Here is a 22,586-nt window from a genome sequence, read left to right as displayed (position 1 = left end):
AGGTCGCGGCGGCTTCGCACGTCGGCTGCGATCGGAACGCTGGCTCTGGTGGCATCCGTGCTCGGGGGGACGGTGGCTCTTGCGCCGTCCGCGCCGGCGCAGGCGGCGACGATTCCCACCGTCGGCTGTACGACGGACCCGGTGATCTTCAACACCGGGTACAACTCCGCCACGGACGGCCAGATCGCCGACGGCGCCGTCGATCAGCGGTGGACCGTCGCCGGCGGGGTCGACGGGCTCTACCACACGTCTACGCCGAAGACCGGCCCCTCGGCGGCCGCGCTGCCTCCCGCCGGCACCACCTACGCCCCGGCATACGCGGGCAAGGTGAACGGCCTCTGGCGGGACAGCCAGTCGGGGAAGTCGCAGTGGATCTCCGCGAACTACGCACAGTTCGCCAACCAGAGCGCGGGGGCGGGCGACTGGTATTACCGGTACCAGTTCAACCTCGACCCGAAGGTCGACCCGGCTTCGTTCCAGCTGAACATGTCGTGGCTGGCCGACAACGCCGTCGCCGGCGTGTGGGTCAACAATGTCCCTCAGACCGGTGCCAACCTTCCGCAGAGTCCCACAGACCCGTACCGTGCCGGCGGCTTCACGGCCGGTAACGAGGCCGTCACCTCCCTGGCGGGAAGCTGGCAGACCGGTCTGAACACGATCCTGGTTCAGATCAAGAGCGACGCGCCGGCCGAGGGTTTCGACGCGGAGGTCACTTCCCAGGCGCTGTGCCCGACCCTGCAGGTGCAGAAGACCGTCGATGGTCGTGTCGCTGCTGCCGACCAGTTCACGGTCACGGCTGCGGACTCGACCGGCACGGCAGTGACGTCGACGACCACCGCGGGTACCGCCACGACGGCATCCAGCACGGCGGTTCCTGTCGACTTCGGCGCCACCTACACGATCACCGACGCGATGGCGGCCGGCTCCAGCAGCCCGCTGTCCCGCTACAAGGCCACGCTGGTCTGTACGGACACAACCACCGGTCAACCGGTGACCACCTCGGGGTCCGGGCCATCGTGGACCCTGAACATCGCAACGCACGACGCCTACGTCTGCAACGTGACCAATGAGTCCCGCTCCTTCACCGTCTCCAAGACCGCGTCCGCCACGGTCGCCCACCCCGGGGACAAGGTCACCTACACGGTCACCGTGAAGAACACCGGCGGCGCCGACTACACCGCCGCCGACCCGGCCTCCTTCACCGACGACCTGTCCAAGGTCCTCGACGACGCCACCTACAACGGCGACGCCACGGGCGGCGCCACGATCACCGGCAGCACGCTCTCCTGGTCTGGGCCGCTGGCGGCCGGCGCGACCCAGACCATCACCTACTCGGTCACCGTCGACAGCCCCGACACGGGCGATGGAAAGCTGACCAACGTCGTCGTTCCCGTCGGCCCGGACGCCAGCTGCGACCCGGCCGGCTCCTGCACCACGACCACCGACGTCCAGTCCTTCTCCGTCACGAAGAAGGCGGACAAGACCGACGTGGTCCCCGGCGACACGATCACCTACACGATCACCGTGGAGAACACCGGCACGGTGGACTACACCGCTGCCGCTCCGGCATCCTTCACCGACGACCTGTCGGCGGTGCTGGATGACGCCACCTACAACAACGACGCCAGCTCCGGTGCGACCTACGCGGCACCGACGCTGTCGTGGTCCGGAGCACTCGCCGCAGGCGACACGACCACCATCACCTACTCGGTGACGGTCAACGACCCGATCACCGGAGACTCGCACCTGGACAACTCGGTCGTGACCCCGCCCGGCGGTGACTGCCCGGCCGGTTCGGACAACCCGGACTGCACGGTCCAGATCCCGTCCGGCTCCTTCACGGTCGCTAAGACGGCCTCCACGACCGATGTCACCGCCGGTGGCACGGTGACCTACACCGTCACGGTGAAGAACACCGGTTCGCGCGACTACACCGCTACGACCCCTGCCGCGTTCAGCGACAACCTCTCCGGCGTGCTGGATGACGCGACGATCACCGCAGGCCCGGACAACGGCGCCGTCGTGAACGGAAACACCCTGACCTGGTCCGGTCCGCTCGCCGTCGGCGACACCGTCACCATCAGCTACACGGTGACCGTCGACAACCCGGACACCGGGGACAAGGTTCTGAAGAACACGGTTCGCGCGACCGTGCCCGGCGGCTCGTGCGACCCGGCCGGCAGCTGCACGACCACCACCGACGTCCGCTCGTTCACCCTGACCAAGTCGTCCGCACCGGCCGGCGCGGTCAAGCAGGGCGACAAGGTGACGTACACGGTCACGGTGAAGAACACCGGCACCGCGGACTTCACCGCGGCGAACCCGGCCTCTTTCACCGACGACCTGTCGGCGGTGCTGGATGACGCGACCTACAACAACGACGCCAGCAACGGCGCGACCTATGCGGCCCCGACGCTGTCGTGGTCGGGCGCCCTGGCGGCCGGAGCGACGGTGACCATCGTCTACACCGCGACGGTCAACACGCCGGACACGGGTGATCACAAGCTCACCAACGCCGTCGTCCCCGGCAACGGAGGCTCCTGCGTCACGGGCGAGTGCACCACCACCAACCCGGTGCAGTCCTACATCGTCGCCAAGACGTCATCGGCCACCGGTGCGGTGCACCCGGGCGACACGGTGACCTACACGGTCACGGTGAAGAACACCGGCGAGGCCGACTACACGGCGGCCGCTCCCGCATCGATCACCGATGACCTGTCCAAGGTCCTCGACGACGCCACCTACGTCGCCGGGTCCGCCTCGAGCGGCGCGGTCGTCAGCGGGAACACGCTCACCTGGTCCGGTCCGCTCGCCATCGGCGCCACCCAGACGATCACCTACAAGGTGCTCGTCGGTCCGGCCGGCACCGGTGACGGCACGCTGACCAACAGCGTGACCGGTGGCGACTGCGACCCGGCAGGCAGCTGCACCACCACCAACCCGCTGCAGGCGCTCCGCCTGACCAAGACAGCGGACAAGACCGACGTGGTTCCCGGTGAAACGGTGACCTTCACGGTGACCGCGAAGAACATCGGAACGGCCGACTACACCGCGGCCGACCCGGCGTCCTTCACCGACGACATGTCGGCGGTGCTGGACGACGCCACCTACAACAACGACGCGACCAGCGGTGCGACCTACTCCGCATCGACGCTCTCGTGGTCGGGCGCCCTGGCGGCCGGCGACACGGTGACGGTCACCTACTCGGTGACGGTGAACGATCCGGACGACGGCGACAAGGTCATCAGGAACGCGGTCGTCAGCACCACACCGGGTAACGACTGCCCCGCCGGCACGGACAACGCCGCCTGCGGCGTGACCATCCCGTCCGGCTCCTTCACGGTCACCAAGACCGCGGACAAGTCCGAGGTGGTCCCCGGCGGCACCATCACCTACACGGTGACGGTGAAGAACACGGGCAAGGTGGGCTACACCGCCGCCAGCCCGGCGTCCTTCCGCGACGACCTGACCAACGTGCTGGACGACGCGACCTACAACGACGACGCGGACAACGGGGCGACCTACGCCGCTCCGACGCTGTCCTGGTCGGGTCCCCTCGCGGTCGGTCAGACAGTGAAGGTCACGTACTCGGTCACGGTGAACAGCCCCGACACCGGCAACCACCACCTGGTGAACGCCGTCGTGCCGACCGGACCCGGTGGAGCGTGCGACCCGGCCGGCGATTGCACGACCAATACCCCGGTCGGCTCCTACACGGTGACGAAGTCGGTCTCGACGACCAAGGCCGTCAAGCCGGGCGACAAGGTCGGCTACACGATCACCGTGGTCAACACCGGTCAGTTCGCCTACACCTCCGCCACCCCGGCGAAGTTCACCGACGACATGACCGATGTACTGGATGACGCCACCTACAACGACGACGCCACCCACGGGGCCACCCTCACCGGGAACGTGCTCTCCTGGGCCGGCCCGCTGAGCGTCGGGGAGACCATCACGGTCACCTACTCGGTGACCGTGAAGGACGCCGGGTCCGGTAACGGCCGCCTGATCAACAAGGTCGACCCGCCCGTCGATGGCGGAGGCGTCTGCGACCCGGCCGGCAGCTGCGACACCAGCACGCCGATCGACCCGCCCGCACCCGGAACAGGGCTGGCGTTCACCGGTAGCGACATCGTCGCCCCCGGCATCATCGCCCTGCTCCTGGTCGGCGGAGGAGCCGCCTTCCTCGCCATCCGCCGCCGCCGCGCGACCGAGTAAGGACGCGCACGACACGTGAGGCCCGGCACCGCAGGGTGCCGGGCCTCACGGCGTCCGTTCGACGGAACCGCGTCACGATCCGATCGTTCTCACGTCGTGAAGAATAGGAAGGAAAGGGGACGACGTGGAGCAGCACCAGCAGCGCGACCCGCTCGCCGGTTCCGTGCCGGCGACCGACGGCGCCGACCACCTCGCGGCGCTGCGGACCGCCGCGGACGCGGGGGATGTCCCTGCCGCGCTCGCCGCGGTGCGCGGCGGCTGGTTCGATCTGTCCAGCAGGCATGGTGAGCAGGTCCGGGTGCTGCTCGAGCGGTTCCCGCTGAGCACGATCCGCGCGCAGCCGCTGCTCGCGATGATGCTCGGCATCAGCTACAACGGCCTCGGCTTCCACCGGATGCGCGCGCTGCGCTTCTTCGCGCTCGCCGTGCGCGCCGCCCGCGCGGAGAAGACCGACATCGACCCGGTCGACCGGGCGCTCATCCGCGCCTCCGAGAGCGCGGCGTACCGGCTGCTCGGCCGGCCGCGGCTGAGCGTCAAGCCGGCGCGCGCCGCGGTCGAGGCGCTCGATGCGCTCGGCGAGGAGCAGCGCGCCGGTGTGGCGTATCTGCCGCGGATCTACTCGCAGATCGGGATCTCCCTCTACTACGGCGGGGACGTCGACGCGGCGATGGAGACCTTCGCGAAGGGCCTCGCCGCGTCTCCCACCACTCCGCCGTCTCCCGGCTTCGGCAACCTCGCGATGCTCGCCGGCATCCATGCCCTGCAGGGCGACATCCCGGAGGCGCAGGCGCATCTCGACTACGCACGCAGCGGGCCCTGGACCGACCAGCAGCGCACGATGTACACCGGCACCTTCTACCGCCTGGCCGAGGCGGTGGTCGCGACCGAGCGGCTCGACGGCACCACGGCGCTCGCGCACCTGGACGCGATGGAGCACGATCGGCGCTCGATCGAGCACTGGATCGCGATCGCGCAGGTGGAGGGCATCGCGCGGCTGGTCGCGGGCGATCCGGGGCGAGGTCTCGCCGAGCTCGACGCGTTCGCTGCCATGCGCGGCGCGGAGGGCCGTTCGGCGAGCGCGCGGAGCGCTCTCGCCCGCGTGCGCGCACTCCTCCAGCTCGCGCTCGGCAGTCCGGATGCCGCGGCCGTGATCCTCGGCCGCGACCTCGGCGACGACCCGCTGGGCCGCATCGATCGGGCACGGGTCGACCTCACCCTCGACCGCACCGGCTCCGCCCTCAACGGCCTGCGCTCGATCGCCGGTGCTCAGCTGACCGCGCGGGGCGCTGCGGAAGCGGCAGCGCTGGAGGCGGCGATCCTGCTCCGGTTCTCGGAATCGCCGCGAGCGCGCGGCGTCGTCGACCGCCTGGGCTCCCTCCTGGTGCGCACGCGACAGCGTCTCGCCCTCGCCGTGCTGCCGCCGCGCGACCTCGACCGGGTGGTCGCCGCCCTGCGTGCTGCCGGCTTCGCCGAGGTGGTCGAGGACGTGCCGCTGCGCTCGCTGCTGCCGGAGCTGCTGCCCGAGACACTGCTGAGCGAGCGCGAGCTGGCCGTGCTGGCCGCGCTCATGGACACGGGTTCGGTCGCCGAGATAGCCTCCGCTCTCGTCGTCTCCGGCAACACGGTGAAGACCCAGCTGCGCAGTGTGTACCGGAAGCTCGGAGTGTCCAACCGGGAGGACGCGATCGCCGTCGCGATCGACCGGCACCTGCTGGTCGAACGGGACTGACCCGCGGGTGATCGGGGGGTGAAATCCGGGCGACGCGGCCTCGCACGCTGATAGGAATGAAGGGCCGCCTTCCCGTCGTACCCGACGACGAGGCGCATCCATCGCGACCACCCCGACCGCGGCATGACCCGACGTGCTGCGCGCCATCCAGCTGGCGGCGGGTGACGCGGGGAGCGCTGGCGGCACCCGGAGCCGTCGGCCCGGAACCAGTGAGCGCGTCGGTGCGCACCGCGCGGCAGCACCCGCGCGCCACGCGGTGCGCACCGGCGCTCCGCGGAGCAGAGGAGGCGCCCGGTGGATCTGCCCGTGAGTGGCCCGCCGCTCATCACCGACCACTGCGAGGTCTACACCGCGCGCGTCACCGGTGAACTCATCCGCGTGCGCTGCGGATGCGCCGTCGGTCGCGACCACACGTACTCCGAGTGGATGGAGTCCGCCCCGGTTCAGGAGCTGCCGTGGGCGCAGGCCCGGCTCCGCGAACGCCTGCGCAACCGCGTCGGCTGACGCTGCTCCGCCCCATCGCTTCCGGAGTTCTTCACGCAACACGCCGTGCGCGGGTGTGAAGAACTTCGGAAGGGATGGTGGGTCAGCACTCGTTCGGCGGTTGGTTCCGCAGTCCGCGGGGTGAATGCGGGGTGAAATCCGGGGCGCTCCTGTGAATCCGCCGATAGCGTTGCGGCGCGGGCCGGTCTCCTCGTGACCCGCGATCTTCGACGCAGGATGAAGGGGATACGACTGTGTCTGCAGGATTGTACGGGCGTGCGCGCCATCGAGACGGACGACTGACGCTGGGGACGCCCTGGCGCTGGCTGGCGGCGGTTCTCGCCGGCGGGCTCGCGATCGGGACGGTCCTGGTCGGCGCGCCGGCCGTCGCCGCCCCCGTCTACGAGATCGACGCCCAGTGGGCGCCGGGCACCCCCGCCGCCGTGAAGTCGGGTGACGTCGTCACCGGCGTCTGGCGCGTCAACGTCAACGACGACGCCGCGGCGCCCGCCAACGACCCGGTCGACAACGTCACGGTCACCGTCACCGCGGCGAACGGCCGCTACACCGCCCTTCCGTCGCTGTGTCTGACGAAGGACGTCACCCCCGCGTCCAGCATCTCCGCAGACGGGCACACGCTCGTCTGCAACCTGGGCACGCACGACGAGGGAACGGCGGTCACGCTGCAGGCGCCGATCGTCGCGGACGGCGCGACGGGCTCGCAGGTCACCGCGAGCGGCAGCATCGGCGGCGTATCGAAGGCGCTGTCTCCGATCGCCATCTCCAACCCGTTCGCGATGGACATGCGCTGGGGAGTCGGCACGCCGACCTTCTCCGTCGGCGCCGGCGGCTACCTCGTCGACTTCGAGTGGACGCTCAGCAAGGGGCTGGGCAGCGACCCCGGCCCGCAGTCCATCGCCTACGACCTCAGCATCGCCTCCCCGCAGGGTGCGCCGGTCTCGGTGGACGCCAAGGGCTGCACCCCGTTCAGCGGCCCGGCCGCGGCGAACGGCCACCCGTGGTCGGGCGGCTCGCACCCGGCGGACCACATGACGGTCCCCGCGGGCACCTGCACCATCGTGCAGACCGGCCCGACCACCTTCCGGATGACCATCACCGGGATCGACTACGCACCGGCGAACCCGCCCACCGTCGACTCCGCGGGCAGCCGCCTCCCCGTCGACCAGGTGGCGCTGGCCTCCGGTTCCGTCTGGATCCGGGTGAACACCGCGGTCTCCGGCTCGGTCGTGCTCAACTCGAACGCGCCGACCTACACGTCGACCACGGGCAAGACGGTCGTCGACGACGCGTCCAACAACGCCGAGTCCAAGGCCTGGACCACCCCCGGGCTCTACTCCTCCGGCTGGGGCCGCGGCTACACCAACAGCGGCGGCACCCAGTGGGACGACACCTACCGCGTCGCGGCCGGCACGACGGTCGGGCAGTACATGGACACCGCGTACCAGCTGCACACCGACCGCCCGGACGACCGCCTGGTCGGCATGTGCACGGCACTCGACACCAAGTACGTCACCTTCGGCGGCTGGGCGTGGGGCCAGCCGCTCGACGACACCATCGGCGCGACGGCCGAGTACTACGTCGGCAGCGACCCGACCCTCGACCCGGCGAGCGCGGGCTATGACCCGAACGCCTTCAACTGCGGCACCGCGTCCGGCTGGACCACCACTCCGCCGGCCGACCTCAGCACCGTCAAGGCGCTGCGGATCACCGGCACGCAGGGCCAGTTCGAGAAGCTCTCGACGCAGTCGAACATCACCCCGATCGTCACCCAGCACATCAAGCCGGGCGTCCCGGCGGGCACCGACGTGTGGTCCTTCTTCTCGGGCATCGTCGACGTGCCGCTGAACAACTGGTGGAACGGCACCGGCTGCATCACCCCGACGCCGGGCTCGCGCTACCCGTGCACGACCGGGTTCCGCGACGTGCTGCGCATCGTGACCGCCGCGCCGTCGATCGCGAAGACGGTCGACCGGTCCGTGGTCAGCCCCGGCCAGCCCGCGAACTACACGCTCACGTACTCCGCCAACGGCGCGGGCGCCATCCCGGCCACTGTCGACGGCTTCCAGCTGGTGGACACGCTCCCGGCCGGCGTCACGTATGTCGCCGGCTCCGCGTCGCCAGAGCCGACGGTGACGACCAACGGGTCGGGGCAGCAGGTGCTGAGCTGGACGCTGAACGGCGTGACGACCAACGCCGACCACGCGCTCACGTACCAGGCCGTCGCCGACTCCTCCGTGACTCCCGGCGCCGCCCTGACGAACGCGGTGACCGCGACGTACGCCGGGATCTCCAAGAGCGCCTCGGCCCAGGTGACCGTCGCCACCGACGGCTACACCACCATCGGCAAGGTCGCCACGACACCGTTCATCCCGAACACGGACGGAAAGGGCAACGGCTCGGGTTCGTGGACGGTCACCCTGAAGTCGTTCGACCCGGTGAAGCAGCCGTACACGGACACGATCGACATCCTGCCGTACGTCGGCGACGGGCGCGGGACCGCGTTCTCCGGCGCCTACACGATCGGGCAGATCGCTGCCGCTTCCGGCGCGACGGTCTACTACACGACGACGAACCCGGCCTCGCTCTCCGACGACCCGGCGGCCGCGTCCAACGGCTCCGCCGGTTCGGTGACGGGCAACACGGTGGGCTGGTCGACGACGTACACCAAGAACGCGACCGCCATCCGCGTCATCGGCCCTGCACTCGCGCCGGGGGCGACGCAGGAGTTCACCGTCCCGGTGACGACGGCCGGCGCGAAGGGCGGGGACACTCTGGTGAACCGGGCGCAGGCGCGCGACGGGAACACCAAGCTCGTCATGCGCACCTCGGCGGCGATGACCGTCGCGAACTACTACTCGGCGGCGCTGAAGAAGGAGGTGCAGGACGCCACGGGCGTCTGGCACGACGCCAACGACGTGACCGACTACCCGACGTTCCGCGCCGGCGACCAGGTGCACTACCGGATCACGGTGACGAACACGGGTCAGGGCACGCTGACGAACATCGCGGTCCACGACGACAAGTTCAGCGAGGGCGACTTCACTGTCGCCTCGCTCGAGCCAGGGAAGTCGACGAGCTTCGACTACTTCCCGACCCTGAACGGCGGCGGAACGTTCGTCAACACGGCGTGCGCCACGGCGGACACCCCGGCCGACTCCCAGCAGGCGCCGACGATCAACTGCGATCCGGCGGGTGTGCAGCTGACGAACTACACGGTGGAGAAGTCGTCGAACCCGGCCTCCGGTGCCACCGTGCACCCGGGCGACCGGATCACCTACACGGTGACGGTGAAGCAGCAGGGCGACGCACCCGCGGTCGCTTCCTTCACCGACTCGCTGGCGAAGGTGCTGGACGACGCCACGTACCAGGGCGACGTAACGGCGTCCATCGGGTCGGCGGCGGTCTCCGGCAGCACGCTGAGCTGGAACGGCACGGTCCCGGTGGGCCAGACGGCGACGATCACGTATTCGGTGGTCGTGAAGGGCGCCGCGGCGCTCGCTGCGGACGGCGACTACACGATCGGCAACCAGGTGACCAGCGCGGGCTGCGTGGATGCGGCCTCCTGTGCGACCGAGCACGAGGTGGCCGCCTACCGGGTCCAGAAGACCTCGGACCCGGCGACCGGCTCGAACGTGGAGGTCGGTTCCACGATCGACTACACGATCACCGTGACGCAGCAGGGCGAGGCCGCGTACCCCGGAGCGTCTCTGAGCGACGACCTTTCCGGGTTGCTCGATGACGCGACCTGGAATGACGATCTGTCTGCCTCGGCCGGAACGGTCGCGTACGACCCTGCCGCCCAGAAGATCACCTGGACCGGTGACCTCGCGGTCGGCCAGAAGGTCACCATCACGTACTCGGTGACGGTGACAGGCGACGGCGACACGCACCTGCTGAACGCGGTCACGAGCGACGGCTGCTTCAGCGCCGCGGACTGCACGACCGAGCAGTGGACGGCGACCTACACGACGGTCAAGACCGCCTCCCCGGCCTCCGGCGCGGACGTGCAGGTCGGCGACACCATCACCTACACGGTCACGGTGACACAGGCCGGTCTCGGCCGGGTGGTGGCGCAGTTCTTCCGCGACGACCTGACGAACGTGACGGACGACGCCACGTTCGATCCGGCCACGCTGACGGCAAGCGCGGGCACCGCGTCCTACGACGCGGCGACCGGACGGATCAGCTGGACGGGGAACCTCGGCCCTGGCGATGTCGCGACCGTGACCTACAAGGTCGTCGTGACGGGCAAGGGCGACACCGTGATCGGCAACACGGTCACGAGCCCCGGCTGCGAGAACGAGGCCGACTGCACGACGGTGCACCACACCGGCGTCTACAGCGTCGAGAAGACGGCCGACCCTGCGTCCGGTTCCAGCGTCCAGATCGGCGACACCGTGAAGTACACGGTCACCGTCCGCCAGCACGGCACCGGTCCGGTGAACCGGGCCGCGTTCAGCGACGACCTGTCGAAGGTGCTGGATGACGCGACCTGGAACGGCGATCTGCGCTCCACCGACGGCGGGGCGACCTACACCGCCCCGGTCGTCGACTGGTCGGGCAGGCTCGCCGTGGGAGACACGGTGACGGTCACGTATTCGGTGACGGTGACCGGCGCGGGCGACATGAAGCTGGACAATGTGGTGACCAGCGACGGCTGTGCCGACGCTGAATCGTGCTCCACCGAGCATCTGACCGGCGACTACACGGTGGCGAAGACGAGCGCCCCGGCGCCAGGAGCCGACGTGAAGATCGGCGACACGATCACCTACACCGTGACCGTGACCCAGCACGGCCCCGGCGTCGTGACCGGTGCGTCCGCCAAGGACGACCTGTCGAACGTGCTCGACGACGCGACGTGGAACGACGACGCCAAGGCCAGCAGCGGCACGGTGAAGCGCACCGGCGACACGCTGACCTGGTCGGGCGATCTGGCCGTCGGCGCGGTGGTCACGATCACCTACACGGTGACGGTCACCGGTGCCGGCGACATGACGCTGACCAACACCGTCGCCCCCGGCGACAGCCGCGGTGAGTGCGTGCCCGCGCCGGATCAGAACCCGGACTGCAGCACGACGCACAAGACCGGGAACTTCACCTACTCGAAGATGTCCGACCCGGCCTCGCCGGCGACGGTCGCCGTCGGCGACACCGTCACCTACACGGTGACCGTCACCCAGGTGGGCCCGGCCGCCGTGCCGGGCGCCGCCCTGGTCGACGACCTCTCCGGGGTGCTCGACGACGCGACGTTCGTGGACGGCAGCGCGAAGGCGACCGCCGGCACCGTCGCCAGGAACGGGAACGCGCTCACCTGGACCGGCGACCTCGCGGTCGGCCAGGTGGTCACGATCACCTACCAGGCGACGGTGAAGGGCGGTGGCGACACCACGCTGCACAACACCGTCGCCCCGCCGCCCGGCTCCCACCTCGGCGAGTGCGTGACGGCTCCGGACGGGACCCCGGCGTGCGAGACCACGCAGAAGTACGGCGGCTACGTGTTCTCGAAGACCGCGGACCCGAAGCCCGGCGCGACGGTGAAGATCGGCGACACCATCCACTACACGGTCACGGTCGCGCAGACCGGCACCGCCGCGGTCACCGGCCACCTCACCGACGACCTGTCGAAGGTGCTGGACGACGCATCGTGGAACGGCGACGAGAAGGCGACCGCCGGCACGGTCGAGCGTGCAGGGGACCTGCTGACCTGGACCGGGCCGCTCGGGGTCGGGGGCACGGTGACGATCACCTACTCGGTGACCGTCACCGGCGACGGCGACCAGAGGATCGCCAACGTGGTCACCAGCCCGGACGCCACCGCGGCCTGCGTGCCAGCGGCGGACGGCAACCCGGGATGCGTCACCGAGCACACCCTCACCGACCCGCCCGCACCCGCGCACCCGGATGACCCGCTGGCCGCCACCGGGGCGACCATCCAGCGCGGCCTCATCGGCACCGCGGTCGCGCTGATGGCCGCCGGCGTCGTGCTCCTCTTCGTCCGCCGCCGCAGGCGCGCGGAGCACTGAGGTCCCGGAGGCGGCCGGCCGCCCACGCCGGGCCCCGCCCGGGGTCGCCGCCGCGGGCGGGCGGCGCAGTGCGGTCGGGGGGGGGCCCGCCCCCCCCGGCGGCCCGCCTCCCGGGGTCGACGCCGCGGATGTGTGAAGGTGAAGGCATGAAGGTCGCCTCCTCGGCGGAGCTCCCGCGCCGGCCGCTCCTCCGGCCGCGCACGCGCCGCATCGTCTCCGTCCTGCTCCTCGTCGTCCTCGTGCTGCTGATCGTGGGGAGCGTCGCGTCCTCGTCGCCCTGGCCGTCCGCGCTCATCATCCGCTCGGTCTTCGCCAAGGGCGCGGCCGATACCGTGGCGGAGATGACACCGTACGTCCCGACGTCCGGGGTCACGGCCGAGCTCGGGGTGCGCTACGCACCCGGCTCGCCGGACACCACGCTGGACGCGTTCCGGCCGGAGGCGGGGTCGGAGCCGCTGCCCGCGGTGGTCTGGATCCATGGCGGCGCCTGGATCTCGGGCACGAGCGCGGACGTCGACCCGTACCTGCGCATCCTCGCCGCGCACGGTTACGCGACGATCGGGCTGAACTACACCGTCGGGCCGGAGGCGCAGTACCCGACGGCGGTCCACCAGCTGAACGATGCGCTCGCCTACCTCGACGCCAACGCGGCCCGCTTCCGTATCGACCCCGGCCGGATCGTGCTGGCCGGCGATTCCGCCGGAGCCCAGCTCGCCAGCCAGCTCGCGGTGCTGACGACCAGCCCGGACTACGCGCACCTGATGGGGCTGCGTCCCGCGCTCGAGAAGGACCAGCTCGTCGGCGTCGTGCTCAACTGCGGCGTCTACGACCTGGACGCGCTGGCCGACCTGACCGGCATCGGGGCGTGGGGCTTCAAGACCGCGCTCTGGTCGTACAGCGGCGACAAAGACTGGTCGCAGACCTCCGTCGGCAGCACGATGTCGACGATCCGGCACGTGACGCCGCAGTTCCCGCCGACCTACATCTCCGGCGGCAACGGCGACGCCCTCACCTGGATGGAGTCCCTGCCGATGGCGCGGGCGCTGCAGGAGCAGGGTGTCGACGTCACGCAACTGTTCTGGGCCGCCGACCACGAGCCGGCCCTTCCGCACGAGTACCAGTTCCACCTGAGGTTCCCGGAGGCGCGGCAGGCGCTGGACGCGACCCTGTCGTTCCTCGCCGAGCGTACGGGAGGCGGGGCCGGCACGCCGGCGTCGTAGCGGCGCTGGACGACACGAGGGGCCGCCGGGCGGATGCCCGGCAGCCCCTCGTTCGCGCTGACGCGGATCAGTCGCGGATCAGGCGTCGATCGGCCAGTCGTTGGAGACGCGGATCAGCTTCTTGTTGACGAACTCGTCCGCGCCGAAGCGGCCCAGCTCGCGGCCGGAGCCGGAGCGCTTCACGCCGCCGAACGGCAGCTCGGCGCCGTCGGCGAGCACGACGTTCACGAAGACCATGCCGGCCTCGATCTGGTCGGCGACGCGGAGCGCCTGCTCGCGGTCGGTCGTGTAGAGGTAGGAGCCGAGACCGAACGGGGTGTCGTTGGCGATGCGCACCGCGTCCGCCTCGTCCTTCGCGCGGAACACCTGCGCGACCGGTCCGAAGAACTCCTCCTTCGAGGCCGGGTTCTCCGGGGTCACGTCGGTGAGCACCGTGGTCTGGAAGAAGGCGCCGTCGCGCGAGCCGCCGCGCACCAGGCTGGCGCCGTTCTCGACCGCGCGCTTGACCTGCTCGTCCAGGTTCTCCGCCGCCTTCAGCGACGAGAGCGGGCCGAGCGCCGAGTCGGCGGACGTCGGGTCGGACGCCTCCACCTCGGCCAGCTTCGCGGTGAACTTGTCGAGGAACGACTCGTACAGGTCGTCGATGACGACGAACCGCTTGGCGGCGTTGCAGGACTGGCCGCTGTTGTCGAGGCGCGCGTCGACCGCGTTCTGCACCGCGGCGTCCAGGTCGTCGGTCGACAGCAGGATGAACGGGTCGGAACCGCCGAGCTCCAGCACGACCTTCTTGAGGTTGCGCCCGGCGATCTCGGCGACCTTCGCGCCGGCCCGCTCGGAGCCGGTGAGCGACACGCCCTGCACGCGCGGGTCGGCGATGACGCGCTCGATCTGCTCGTGCGACGCGTAGATGTTGGTGTACGCGCCTGCCGGGAACCCGGCGTCGAGGAAGATCTGGTGGATCGCGGCGGCCGACTCCGGGCACTGCTCGGCGTGCTTGAGCAGGATGGTGTTCCCGATGATCAGGTTCGGGCCGGCGAACCGGGCCACCTGGTAGTACGGGAAGTTCCACGGCATGATGCCGAGGAGGACGCCGAGCGGGGAGCGGCGGACGATCGCGGAGCCGTCGCCGTCGAGCAGCGTGATCTTCTCGTCGGCGAGGAACTCGGCCGCGTGGTCGGCGTAGTACTCGTAGATCGCTCCGGCGAACTCGACCTCGCCGACCGCCTGCTCGATGGGCTTGCCCATCTCCTCGACGATGATGTTCGCGAGCTCGTCCTTGCGCTCGACGTGGAGCTCGCCGACCCGGCGGACGAGCGCGGCGCGCTCCTCGACCGTGGTCGTGCGCGCCCAGTTCCGGTAGGCGTCGTCGGCACCGGCGATGGCGGCGTCGAGGTCGGCGTCGCTGATGGAATCGTAGGTCCGCACCGTCTGACCGGTGGCGGGGTTGGTAACGGCGTACTGCATCGGGGTCCTCTTTCTCGTCGGACGGTAGGTCACCAATCTCCTCACACTACGAGAATCCGCGCGGCGTGGACACCGGACAACGCGTCCGATTTGCCGGCCGTGCGTCGACACGGTGTCGGATGCGGTCGGCTGCGTCCCGTCGCCGCAGCCGCGAGAGGCGCGGCCCCGGGCTGTGGCAGGATGTGCCATCGTGACCAGCCAGCGCGCTACGACCCGCACCCTCCTGCTTCTCGCGGCGTTCGGCGCGATCGGGGCGGTGCTGCTGACGGTCGTCGCACCGCTGACGTCGGCGCTCGCCGTGGTCGCGCCTCCCCTCTACGCGCTGGTCGCCGGCGTCCACAGCGTGCTGCCGTTCCTGGCGCGCCGGCTGCTCGGCGTCCGCTGGGCCGCGACCGGCGTCGGGGCGTTCGTCGGCATCCTGTCCGTCGCGTCCACCCCGCTCGGCGTGCTGATCCTGGTGCCGCTCGTCGTCTCCGGGGCCGCGTTCGACGGCACACTGCTCCTGCTCGCGCGGCGGGGCCGGACCGGGGAGGCGGCGGCCGCGATCGCCGCGGGCGCGAGCGCGCTCGCGCTCTTCCTGGTCTCGCTCCCCGTGATGTCGCCGGAGCACCTGCTGCCGGCCGTACTGGCGGCGACCCTGGCCGGACGGCTCGGCGGCCAGCTGGCCGCCTGGGCGCTGAGCGCGGTGCTGGCCCGGCGCGTCGTGCGGGCCGGGATCCTCCGGGCGCCGTCCTCCACAGACTCCCGGTGAACCGACCGCGCAGGACACGGTTCCGGTAGCGTTGCCCGAGGGGGCGCACGCTCCCGTTCACCAGGGTCATCGAGGGGAATGGAGTCGGCACGTGGCTGCTGCCAGCAGAGGTGCGAGTGCAATCGGTTCGTGGGCGCTGCGCGTCCTGATCGGGGTGGTGGTGCTCGCCGCCGTGCTCTCGATCGGGTTCGTGCTCTTCGGTGTGAGCGGGGAGACGCTCGGCCGGGTGATCAGCACCAACATCGCCCTGGTGGTCTTCGCGCTGCTGGTGTGGGTGGACTCGGTGATCGGCCGCTACCGCCCCGACTGGTTCGAGCTGTCGTCGCTCGCCCTCGACGCGTACCTGCTCCTGCTCTGGATCGGCGTGATCTGGTTCGGGTCCTACGGGCCGGGCGACATGGTGGCGGCGTTCTTCCTCGGGCTCGGGACGCTGCTCTGGGTGCGCGCGATGATCGGGCTGGCCGACCTGCTGCGCCTGCTCTGGTCGCGCTGGCGGTCGCAGGCGACGGACATCATCGCGATCATCGGCCTGATCGCGATCGCCCTGGTGGCAGTGCTCGTCACGCTCCCCGCCCCGCAGCCCTTCCACGACTTCTGGGATGCCGACTACTACGGCCGCGTGATCGGCGCCCTGAGCATCGTCGCCGGCGTCTGCTTCGTGCTCGTGCCGCTCTGGGCGCTGGTGAGCGCACGCGGTCAGCGCGACGCGGCTGTCGCGGCGGGACACTACCCGCCCGCGGCGCCGACCGCACCGTACGGTGCTCCGCAGGGCGCGCCGTATGGTGCTCCGCAGACCGCGCCGTACGCGCCGCCTGCCGCTGCGTCGGCGCCCGTGCCGGAACCGGCGCCTGGGGCTCCCGCACCCGCTCAGCCTCCCGCACCGGCGACCCCCGCCGCGCCCGCTCCGGTCGACGCTGCTGCCGCGCCCGCCGCTCCCGCTCCCACGCCCCCCGCCCCGGCCGGCGCACCAGCCCTCACCGCCGCCCAGCCCCCGCGCCCGCTCGCGTGGCCGCGGCTCCTCGACGGCCGTCCGGTCCCGGCCGGCGCCGACGGTCTGCCGGACTTCGCGTCTCTGGCCCCGACCGAGCGCCTCGCGTGGCCCACCTTCATCGACGGCGTCCCCGTCCCCGCCGCTCCCGACGGCTCGCCGCTCTACCGCTGACCGCCGCGCGCGACTGACCCCGCCCGGTACGGCTGCCCCTGCGCGAGCAGGGAGCAGACGTACCGAACGGGGTCAGTCGTGGTCGGACTGGGCGGCGGCGGCGCGGCGGAAGCGCTCGCGCGGGTCGCGGACGGTCGCGGTCGGGGCGACCTCGCGCGTCGTCAGGGCGTTGCCCAGCCAGCCGAGCACCAGCCGGAACCGCCTGCTGGCGTTCGGCAGCGCCAGCGCGTGGTAGACCTTGTCCACCGCCCAGGCCGGGACGCCGCGCAGCGGCACCCCCCGCACGACCGCCGCTCCCTGCATCCCGCCGTAGCTCGCCAGCGTCCCCAGCGAGCGGTGCCGGTACTCCTCCGGCGGCGACCCGGCGACCGCGAGCCGGAGATTCCGCGCCAGCACGCGGGCCTGCCGCACCGCGTTCTGCGCGTTCGGCGGGTAGTACGCCGGCTGCTTCGGCGCCGTGAGGTCCGGCACCTGGGCGTCGTCGCCGAGCGCCCAGACCCCGTCCACGGGAGTCCCGTCGTCGCCGACCGCCTGCAGGCACGCGTTGCACTGCACGTGCCCCTTCGGCCCGCGCGGCACGTCCGCCCGATCCAGCACCGGGTTCGGTCTCACGCCCGCGACCCACACGATCGTGTCCGCGGGATGCGACTCGCCGTTGCTGAGCGCGACGACCCCGTCCTCGAAGCTCGTCGTCTCCGTCTTCAGCAGCACCCGGATGCCGCGGCGGCGGAGCAGGCGCAGCGTCCACGCGGACAGCTGCTCGGGAAGCTCCGCGGCGATCCGCCCCGCCACCTCGACGAGCAGCCACGTCATCCGCTCGCCGTCCAGCTCCGGCCAGCGGTCGAGCTCGGCCGCGGCGAGCCGCTGCAGCTCGGCGATCGCCTCGACGCCGGTGTAGCCGCCGCCGACGAACACGAACGTCAGCGCCCGCGCCCGCTCGGCCGCGTCCGCCGTCGACGCCGCGAAGCGCACTCGCTCGAGCACGTGGTCCCGCAGCGACGCCGCCTCCTCGACGCTCGAGAAGCCGATCGCGTTCTCCGCGAGGCCGGGGATCGGAAGCACGTTGCTCACAGCGCCCAGCGCGAACACCACGTGGTCGTAGTGGACGGGCCGCTGGGTGCCGTCGAGCGCCGTCACCACAGCGACCTTGGCCGACGTGTCCACCGACTCCAGCGACCCCGCGACCAGTTCGACCCCCTTCAGCGGCCGCCGGAGCGGCACCACCGTGTCCCTCGCCTGCGTCTCGCCGCCCGCCACCTCCGGCAGCAGCGGTTTGTACGTCAGGTACGGCTCGGGTTCGACGACGGTCAGGTCGATGCGCCGCGCGGCGACGTCACGGCGCAGCTCGCGCGCGAGCGTGAAGCCGGCGATCCCGGAGCCGAGCAGCAGGATGTGCGGTCTGGTCATGTCTCACTCCTTCTCGGATGCCGCAGCCTCCGCGGCGATGGGGATGCGGTCCTGTGTCGTGCTCGCTCCGCCGGCGAGCAGGTGGAAGGCCGAGCGCACGAGCGCGAAGTGGCTGTACGCCTGCGGCATGTTGCCGAGCTGGCGGGACGCGTGCGGGTCCCACTCCTCGCTCAGCAGGCCGACGTCGTTGCGCAGCCCGAGCAGCCGCTCGAACAGCGTCTCCGCCTCATCCCGGCGGCCGGCGCCGATGAGCGCGTCCACCATCCAGAACGAGCAGGCCAGGAAGACGCCCTCGCCGCCCGGCAGCCCGTCGTCGCTCGCGCCCGGCCGGTAGCGCAGCACCAGGCCGTCCTCGGTGAGGTCCCGCTGGATCGCCTCGATGGTGCCGATCACCCTCCTGTCGTCCGGCGGCAGGAAGCCGACGCGCGGGATGAGCAGCAGCGACGCGTCCAGCTCCGTCGACCCGTACGACTGGACGAAGGTGTTGCGCTTCTCGTCGTAGCCGTTCGCCAGGATGTCCCTGCGGATCCCGGCGCGCAGCCGCTCCCACGACCGCACCGGCCCCGGCAGCCCGAAGGAGCGCGCGCCGTCGATCATCCTGTCGACCGCCACCCAGGCCATCACCTTCGAGTGGGTGAAGTGCCGGCGCGGCCCGCGCATCTCCCACAGCCCGTTGTCCGGCTCCGTCCAGTTGCCGGCGAGGCGGTCGAGCAGCGCGCGCTGGACGGCCCAGGCGTCGTCGTCGCCGGAGCCGATGGTGGACCGGGTGAGCGCGAGCCCGTCCAGCACCTCGCCCCAGACGTCCAGCTGCAGCTGCTCCGCCGCGGCGTTGCCCACCCGCACGGGCGCCGAGTCCGCGTACCCGCTCAGCCAGTCGAGTGTCTCCTCCGGCAGGCGCCTGCGCCCGTCCAGCCCGTACATGATGCGCAGGTCGGCCGGGTCGCCGGCGACGGCGCGCACAAGCCAGTCGCGCCACGCCTGTGCCTCGTCGGTGTACCCGGCGGTCAGCAGGGACTGCAGCGCGAGCGTCGCATCCCGCAGCCAGCAGAACCGGTAGTCCCAGTTGCGCGGGCCGCCCAGCTGCTCGGGGAGCGAGGTGGTCGGCGCCGCGACGATGCCGCCGGTCGGCTGATAGGTGAGGGCCTTGAGCGTGACCAGCGAGCGTTGCACCGCGTCCCGGTGCGGTCCGTACACCGTGCTCCTGCCGCTCCACCTGTTCCAGTACAGCTCGGTGGCGGCCAGCGCCGCGTCGGCGTCGGGGGGTTCCGGCTGCAGCTGGTGGCTGGGGAACCAGGTGAGCACGAACGGCACGCGCTCGCCCGCCGCCACCGTGAACTCGGCGACCGTCCGCATGTCGCGGCCCTCCAGGGCGACGGGGGAGGCCACGAGCACCGCGTCCGGCCCGGCCACCGCGCGGATTCCATCGTCGGTGCGCGTGACCCAGGGGACCACGTGCCCGTAGTCGAAGCGCAGGACGAGGTCGACGCGCATCGGGACCGAGCCCGAGAGCCCCTCCACGATCCGGACGACGTCGGCGGCCCGGTCGCGCACCGGCATCAGATCGGTGACCCGCACCGCCCCGTCCGGCGTCTCCCACTCGGTCTCGAGGATGAGCGTGTCGCCGCGATAGCGCCTGCGCGTGCAGCGCCCCGCGCCGACCGGGGCGATGCGCCAGTGGCCGGCGCCCTCGTCGTCGAGCAGGGCGGCGAAGCACGCGGACGAGTCGAACCGGGGCAGGCACAGCCAGTCGACGGACCCGTCGGCGGACACCATCGCCGCCGTGTGCAGGTCCCCGATCATGGCGTAGTCCTCGATGCGGCGAACCGTCACAGACCGACGCTGCCCTGCATGATCCCGCCGTCGACGAACACGGTCGTCGCCGTGATGTACCGCGCATCGTCGGAGAGCACGAACGCGACCACGTCGCCGATCTCGGCCGGGTCGGCGACCTTCCGCAGCGGGATGGAGTTCTCCAGCTTCTGCCGCATCGAGTCGTCCTTCATCGTCTCTTCGTTGATGGGTGTGTCGACCGCGCCGGGCGCGACGTTGACGACGCGCACGTTCTGCGGGCCGAGTTCGACGCCCGCGGTGCGGGTGAGCATGCGCATCCCGCCCTTTGCGACGCAGTACATGAGGTTGCCCGGCATCGGCCAGTCCTCGTGAACGGAGGAGACGTTGACGACGACGCCGCCCGTTCCCTGCTGGATGAACTGCTTGGCCGCGAGCTGGGTGCCGAACACCGCGCTCTTCACGTCGACCGAGATGATCTTCTCGAACGACTCCTCGTCCACCTCCAGGAGGCTGTGCCTGTCCTCGATCCCGGCGTTGTTGACGAAGCCGTCGAGGTGCCCGAACTCGTCGACCGCCGTCGAGATCAGCTTGCCGATGCCGGCGACCGTCGACACGTCGGCGTCCACGCCGATGGCGCGGCCGCCGTCCGCCGTGATGTCCTTCACCAGGTCCGCCGCGTCCTCCGGACGCGACACGTAGTCGATGACGACGGCGGCGCCCGCCGCGGCGACCGCCCGCACGATGGCGGCGCCGATGCCGCTGTTGCCGCCGGTGACGACGATGGTCTTCCCGTTCAGGTCCATGTTCTCCCTCACCTCGTGGTTGCCGCCCATTGAACGCTTCCTTTGCGCGCGAGCAATAGTTGCCCACTGGGAGGCCTGTGTGAGATCACGAAGGCCTCACCCGCCGTGCGGGACGTCGCGGACGACGCGGATCGTGTCCAGGGCGGTGTGGCCGGGCCGGGTGAAGCCGTATCTGTCCAGGCGGCGGTAGTCGGCGAGGGCGTCGAGGACGGGCGCGATCGAATGGTCCATGCTCCCCGGAGTACACCGGAGCGCCGGCGCTTTCCAGCCGTGGACGAACGGCTCACGGAGGGGTCAGATGACCGGCCCCGCCCCCGGTCCGCCCGTCCCGGCCGCGCCCGATCCCGCCGCGGCGTTGCGCGAGCGTCGCAGGTAGCCGCGCGAGCGCGCCACCTGGCGTTCCAGCGCGTCGACGGTCGTCGCCATGCTGTCGATCGCCCTCGTGCGGTACGTGTCGATGCTGTCCATCGTCGCGAACACGTTGTCGAAGGCGCGCTGCAGCACCTCCACGTCGACCGCGGAGGTGGTCTGCTCCTTCTGCACCTGCTCGGTCTGCTCGCGCAGCACCTCGCCGGTGCGGCCGATCAGGGCGTTGGTGCTCTGGTGCAGCGCGCCCAGCTGGTCGATCACCAGGCGCTGGTTCTCCAGCGCCTGCGCGACGACGACGGCCGTGCGGAGCGCGGAGACGGTGGTCGTCTTCGCGCGCTCGACGCCCTTGATGAGCTCGACGTTGTTCTGCCGGATCACGTCGAGCGCGAGGTAGGCCTGAACCGAGACGGCGATCTGCGTGGTCAGGTCCTGCCTGCGCTGCCGGATCGGGAACAGCGCCTCCTTCTCCAGCCGGTTCGCCCGCTCCGGGTCGGTGACGCGCAGCTCGGCCGCCCGCGCGACAGTCGCGGCGTCGAGCGCGGCGGCCAGGGTCACGTACTCGTTCAGCCGCTCGGTCGTCGACCAGAGCGCCGCGCGCTCCTTCTCGATCTCGCCGTTGTCCCTGCGCAGCCACTCCTGGCCGTGGTCGAGCGACTCGACGATCCCGTCCAGCTGCTTCTGCGCCGACTCGAACCGCTGCACGTACTGACGGAGCCGCCGGCCGCCCGGCAGCCTGGCGAGCATCCGGTTGCGCCCGGTCAGGTGCTGCGGGTCGAAGTCGCTCACGGTCGCGCGCAGCTGCTGCAGCGTGCGGATCACGCCGTATTGCGGGTCGGAGGGCACCTGCTTGCCGCGCGCGGCGGCGAGGGAGGCGGCCGGCCGGTCGAGCAGCTGCCGGGAGGCGTTGCTCGACGCCCGCATCTCGGCGTCGCCGAGCAGCGAGAACCCCGCGATCTTGCGGCGGAAGGCGTCGCTGTCCGGGTCGGCGGCCGCGAGCTCGGCCACGAACTCCCTGGCCCGCGCCTCCAGCTCCGCGACGCGCTCGGGCGGGATGCTGACCATCCCGACCGCCTGGTCGTCCGGCACCTCGGGGACCGCGTCGGGCGGCCGCAGGCCGTCGTCTGGTGTGCTGGTCATTCTGCTGC

13 protein-coding genes are annotated in these 22,586 nt (G+C 71.3%); 7 read left to right on the top strand and 6 right to left on the bottom strand.

Going from position 1 to position 22,586, the window contains the following annotated elements; genetic code table 11:
- Nucleotides 1-48 precede the first annotated feature (48 nt).
- The 5 genes from ACTHMF_RS10150 to ACTHMF_RS10130 all read left to right on the top strand — a co-directional run bounded on the left by ACTHMF_RS10150 (nucleotide 49) and on the right by ACTHMF_RS10130 (nucleotide 13,694).
- Nucleotides 49-4,218: an Ig-like domain-containing protein gene (locus ACTHMF_RS10150; protein WP_440317323.1), complete on the top strand. Its 4,170-nt coding sequence runs from the start codon at nucleotides 49-51 to the stop codon at nucleotides 4,216-4,218.
- A 124-nt stretch (nucleotides 4,219-4,342) separates the two neighbouring features.
- Complete coding sequence (locus ACTHMF_RS10145) at nucleotides 4,343-5,947, top strand: response regulator transcription factor (RefSeq protein WP_440317322.1); 1,605 nt, start codon at nucleotides 4,343-4,345, stop codon at nucleotides 5,945-5,947.
- A 294-nt stretch (nucleotides 5,948-6,241) separates the two neighbouring features.
- Complete coding sequence (locus tag ACTHMF_RS10140; RefSeq protein WP_440317321.1) at nucleotides 6,242-6,451, top strand: hypothetical protein; 210 nt, start codon at nucleotides 6,242-6,244, stop codon at nucleotides 6,449-6,451.
- 233 nt (nucleotides 6,452-6,684) lie between these two features.
- Nucleotides 6,685-12,474 carry a DUF7507 domain-containing protein gene (locus tag ACTHMF_RS10135; protein WP_440317320.1) on the top strand — a complete coding sequence of 1,930 codons (5,790 nt, stop codon included), beginning with the start codon at nucleotides 6,685-6,687 and terminating at the stop codon, nucleotides 12,472-12,474.
- Nucleotides 12,475-12,620: 146 nt separating this feature from the next.
- Nucleotides 12,621-13,694, top strand: a complete 1,074-nt coding sequence (locus ACTHMF_RS10130; RefSeq protein ID WP_440317319.1) for an alpha/beta hydrolase — start codon at nucleotides 12,621-12,623, stop codon at nucleotides 13,692-13,694.
- A 78-nt stretch (nucleotides 13,695-13,772) separates the two neighbouring features.
- Here the strand turns inward: ACTHMF_RS10130 and ACTHMF_RS10125 are convergent, their stop codons facing one another.
- Complete coding sequence (locus ACTHMF_RS10125) at nucleotides 13,773-15,158, bottom strand: NAD-dependent succinate-semialdehyde dehydrogenase (RefSeq protein ID WP_440317318.1); 1,386 nt, start codon at nucleotides 15,156-15,158, stop codon at nucleotides 13,773-13,775.
- A gap of 190 nt (nucleotides 15,159-15,348) precedes the next feature.
- Between ACTHMF_RS10125 and ACTHMF_RS10120 the strand changes: the two genes are divergently transcribed.
- Together ACTHMF_RS10120 and ACTHMF_RS10115 are read left to right on the top strand one after the other, a co-directional pair.
- A complete protein-coding gene (locus ACTHMF_RS10120) occupies nucleotides 15,349-15,909 on the top strand; it encodes a hypothetical protein (RefSeq protein WP_440317317.1) in 561 nt (186 codons plus the stop codon).
- 91 nt (nucleotides 15,910-16,000) lie between these two features.
- Nucleotides 16,001-17,071, top strand: coding sequence for a hypothetical protein (locus tag ACTHMF_RS10115; RefSeq protein ID WP_440317316.1), 1,071 nt, complete (start codon nucleotides 16,001-16,003; stop codon nucleotides 17,069-17,071).
- A gap of 72 nt (nucleotides 17,072-17,143) precedes the next feature.
- Here the strand turns inward: ACTHMF_RS10115 and ACTHMF_RS10110 are convergent, their stop codons facing one another.
- The 5 genes from ACTHMF_RS10110 to ACTHMF_RS10090 form a co-directional block, all read right to left on the bottom strand.
- Entirely contained in the window at nucleotides 17,144-18,478 is a 1,335-nt protein-coding gene (locus ACTHMF_RS10110) for an NAD(P)/FAD-dependent oxidoreductase (RefSeq protein ID WP_440317315.1), read from the bottom strand.
- Between the two features lie 3 nt (nucleotides 18,479-18,481).
- A complete protein-coding gene (locus tag ACTHMF_RS10105; protein ID WP_440317324.1) occupies nucleotides 18,482-20,278 on the bottom strand; it encodes a glycoside hydrolase family 15 protein in 1,797 nt (598 codons plus the stop codon).
- A 26-nt stretch (nucleotides 20,279-20,304) separates the two neighbouring features.
- Nucleotides 20,305-21,102, bottom strand: coding sequence for a glucose 1-dehydrogenase (locus ACTHMF_RS10100; protein WP_440317314.1), 798 nt, complete (start codon nucleotides 21,100-21,102; stop codon nucleotides 20,305-20,307).
- Nucleotides 21,103-21,168: 66 nt separating this feature from the next.
- Entirely contained in the window at nucleotides 21,169-21,303 is a 135-nt protein-coding gene (locus tag ACTHMF_RS10095) for a hypothetical protein (RefSeq protein ID WP_440317313.1), read from the bottom strand.
- Nucleotides 21,304-21,366: 63 nt separating this feature from the next.
- Nucleotides 21,367-22,578, bottom strand: coding sequence for a toxic anion resistance protein (locus tag ACTHMF_RS10090; protein WP_314149569.1), 1,212 nt, complete (start codon nucleotides 22,576-22,578; stop codon nucleotides 21,367-21,369).
- Between the last annotated feature and the right edge of the window lie 8 nt (nucleotides 22,579-22,586).

This window comes from Leifsonia sp., assembly GCF_051955155.1.
In the GTDB taxonomy this organism is placed as follows: domain Bacteria; phylum Actinomycetota; class Actinomycetes; order Actinomycetales; family Microbacteriaceae; genus Leifsonia.
Note: the sequence above shows the minus strand (reverse complement) of the source record. Positions and strands in the feature narration are given on the sequence as shown.

What these genes read in the sequence shown, in the direction of transcription:
- ACTHMF_RS10130 (WP_440317319.1), top strand. Translation starts at nt 12,621, where the DNA reads ATGAAGGTCGCCTCCTCGGCGGAGCTCCCGCGCCGGCCGCTCCTCCGG.
- ACTHMF_RS10090 (WP_314149569.1), bottom strand. Translation starts at nt 22,578, where the DNA reads ATGACCAGCACACCAGACGACGGCCTGCGGCCGCCCGACGCGGTCCCC.
- ACTHMF_RS10110 (WP_440317315.1), bottom strand. Translation starts at nt 18,478, where the DNA reads ATGACCAGACCGCACATCCTGCTGCTCGGCTCCGGGATCGCCGGCTTC.
- ACTHMF_RS10100 (WP_440317314.1), bottom strand. Translation starts at nt 21,102, where the DNA reads ATGGGCGGCAACCACGAGGTGAGGGAGAACATGGACCTGAACGGGAAG.
- ACTHMF_RS10125 (WP_440317318.1), bottom strand. Translation starts at nt 15,158, where the DNA reads ATGCAGTACGCCGTTACCAACCCCGCCACCGGTCAGACGGTGCGGACC.
- ACTHMF_RS10105 (WP_440317324.1), bottom strand. Translation starts at nt 20,278, where the DNA reads ATGATCGGGGACCTGCACACGGCGGCGATGGTGTCCGCCGACGGGTCC.
- ACTHMF_RS10095 (WP_440317313.1), bottom strand. Translation starts at nt 21,303, where the DNA reads ATGGACCATTCGATCGCGCCCGTCCTCGACGCCCTCGCCGACTACCGC.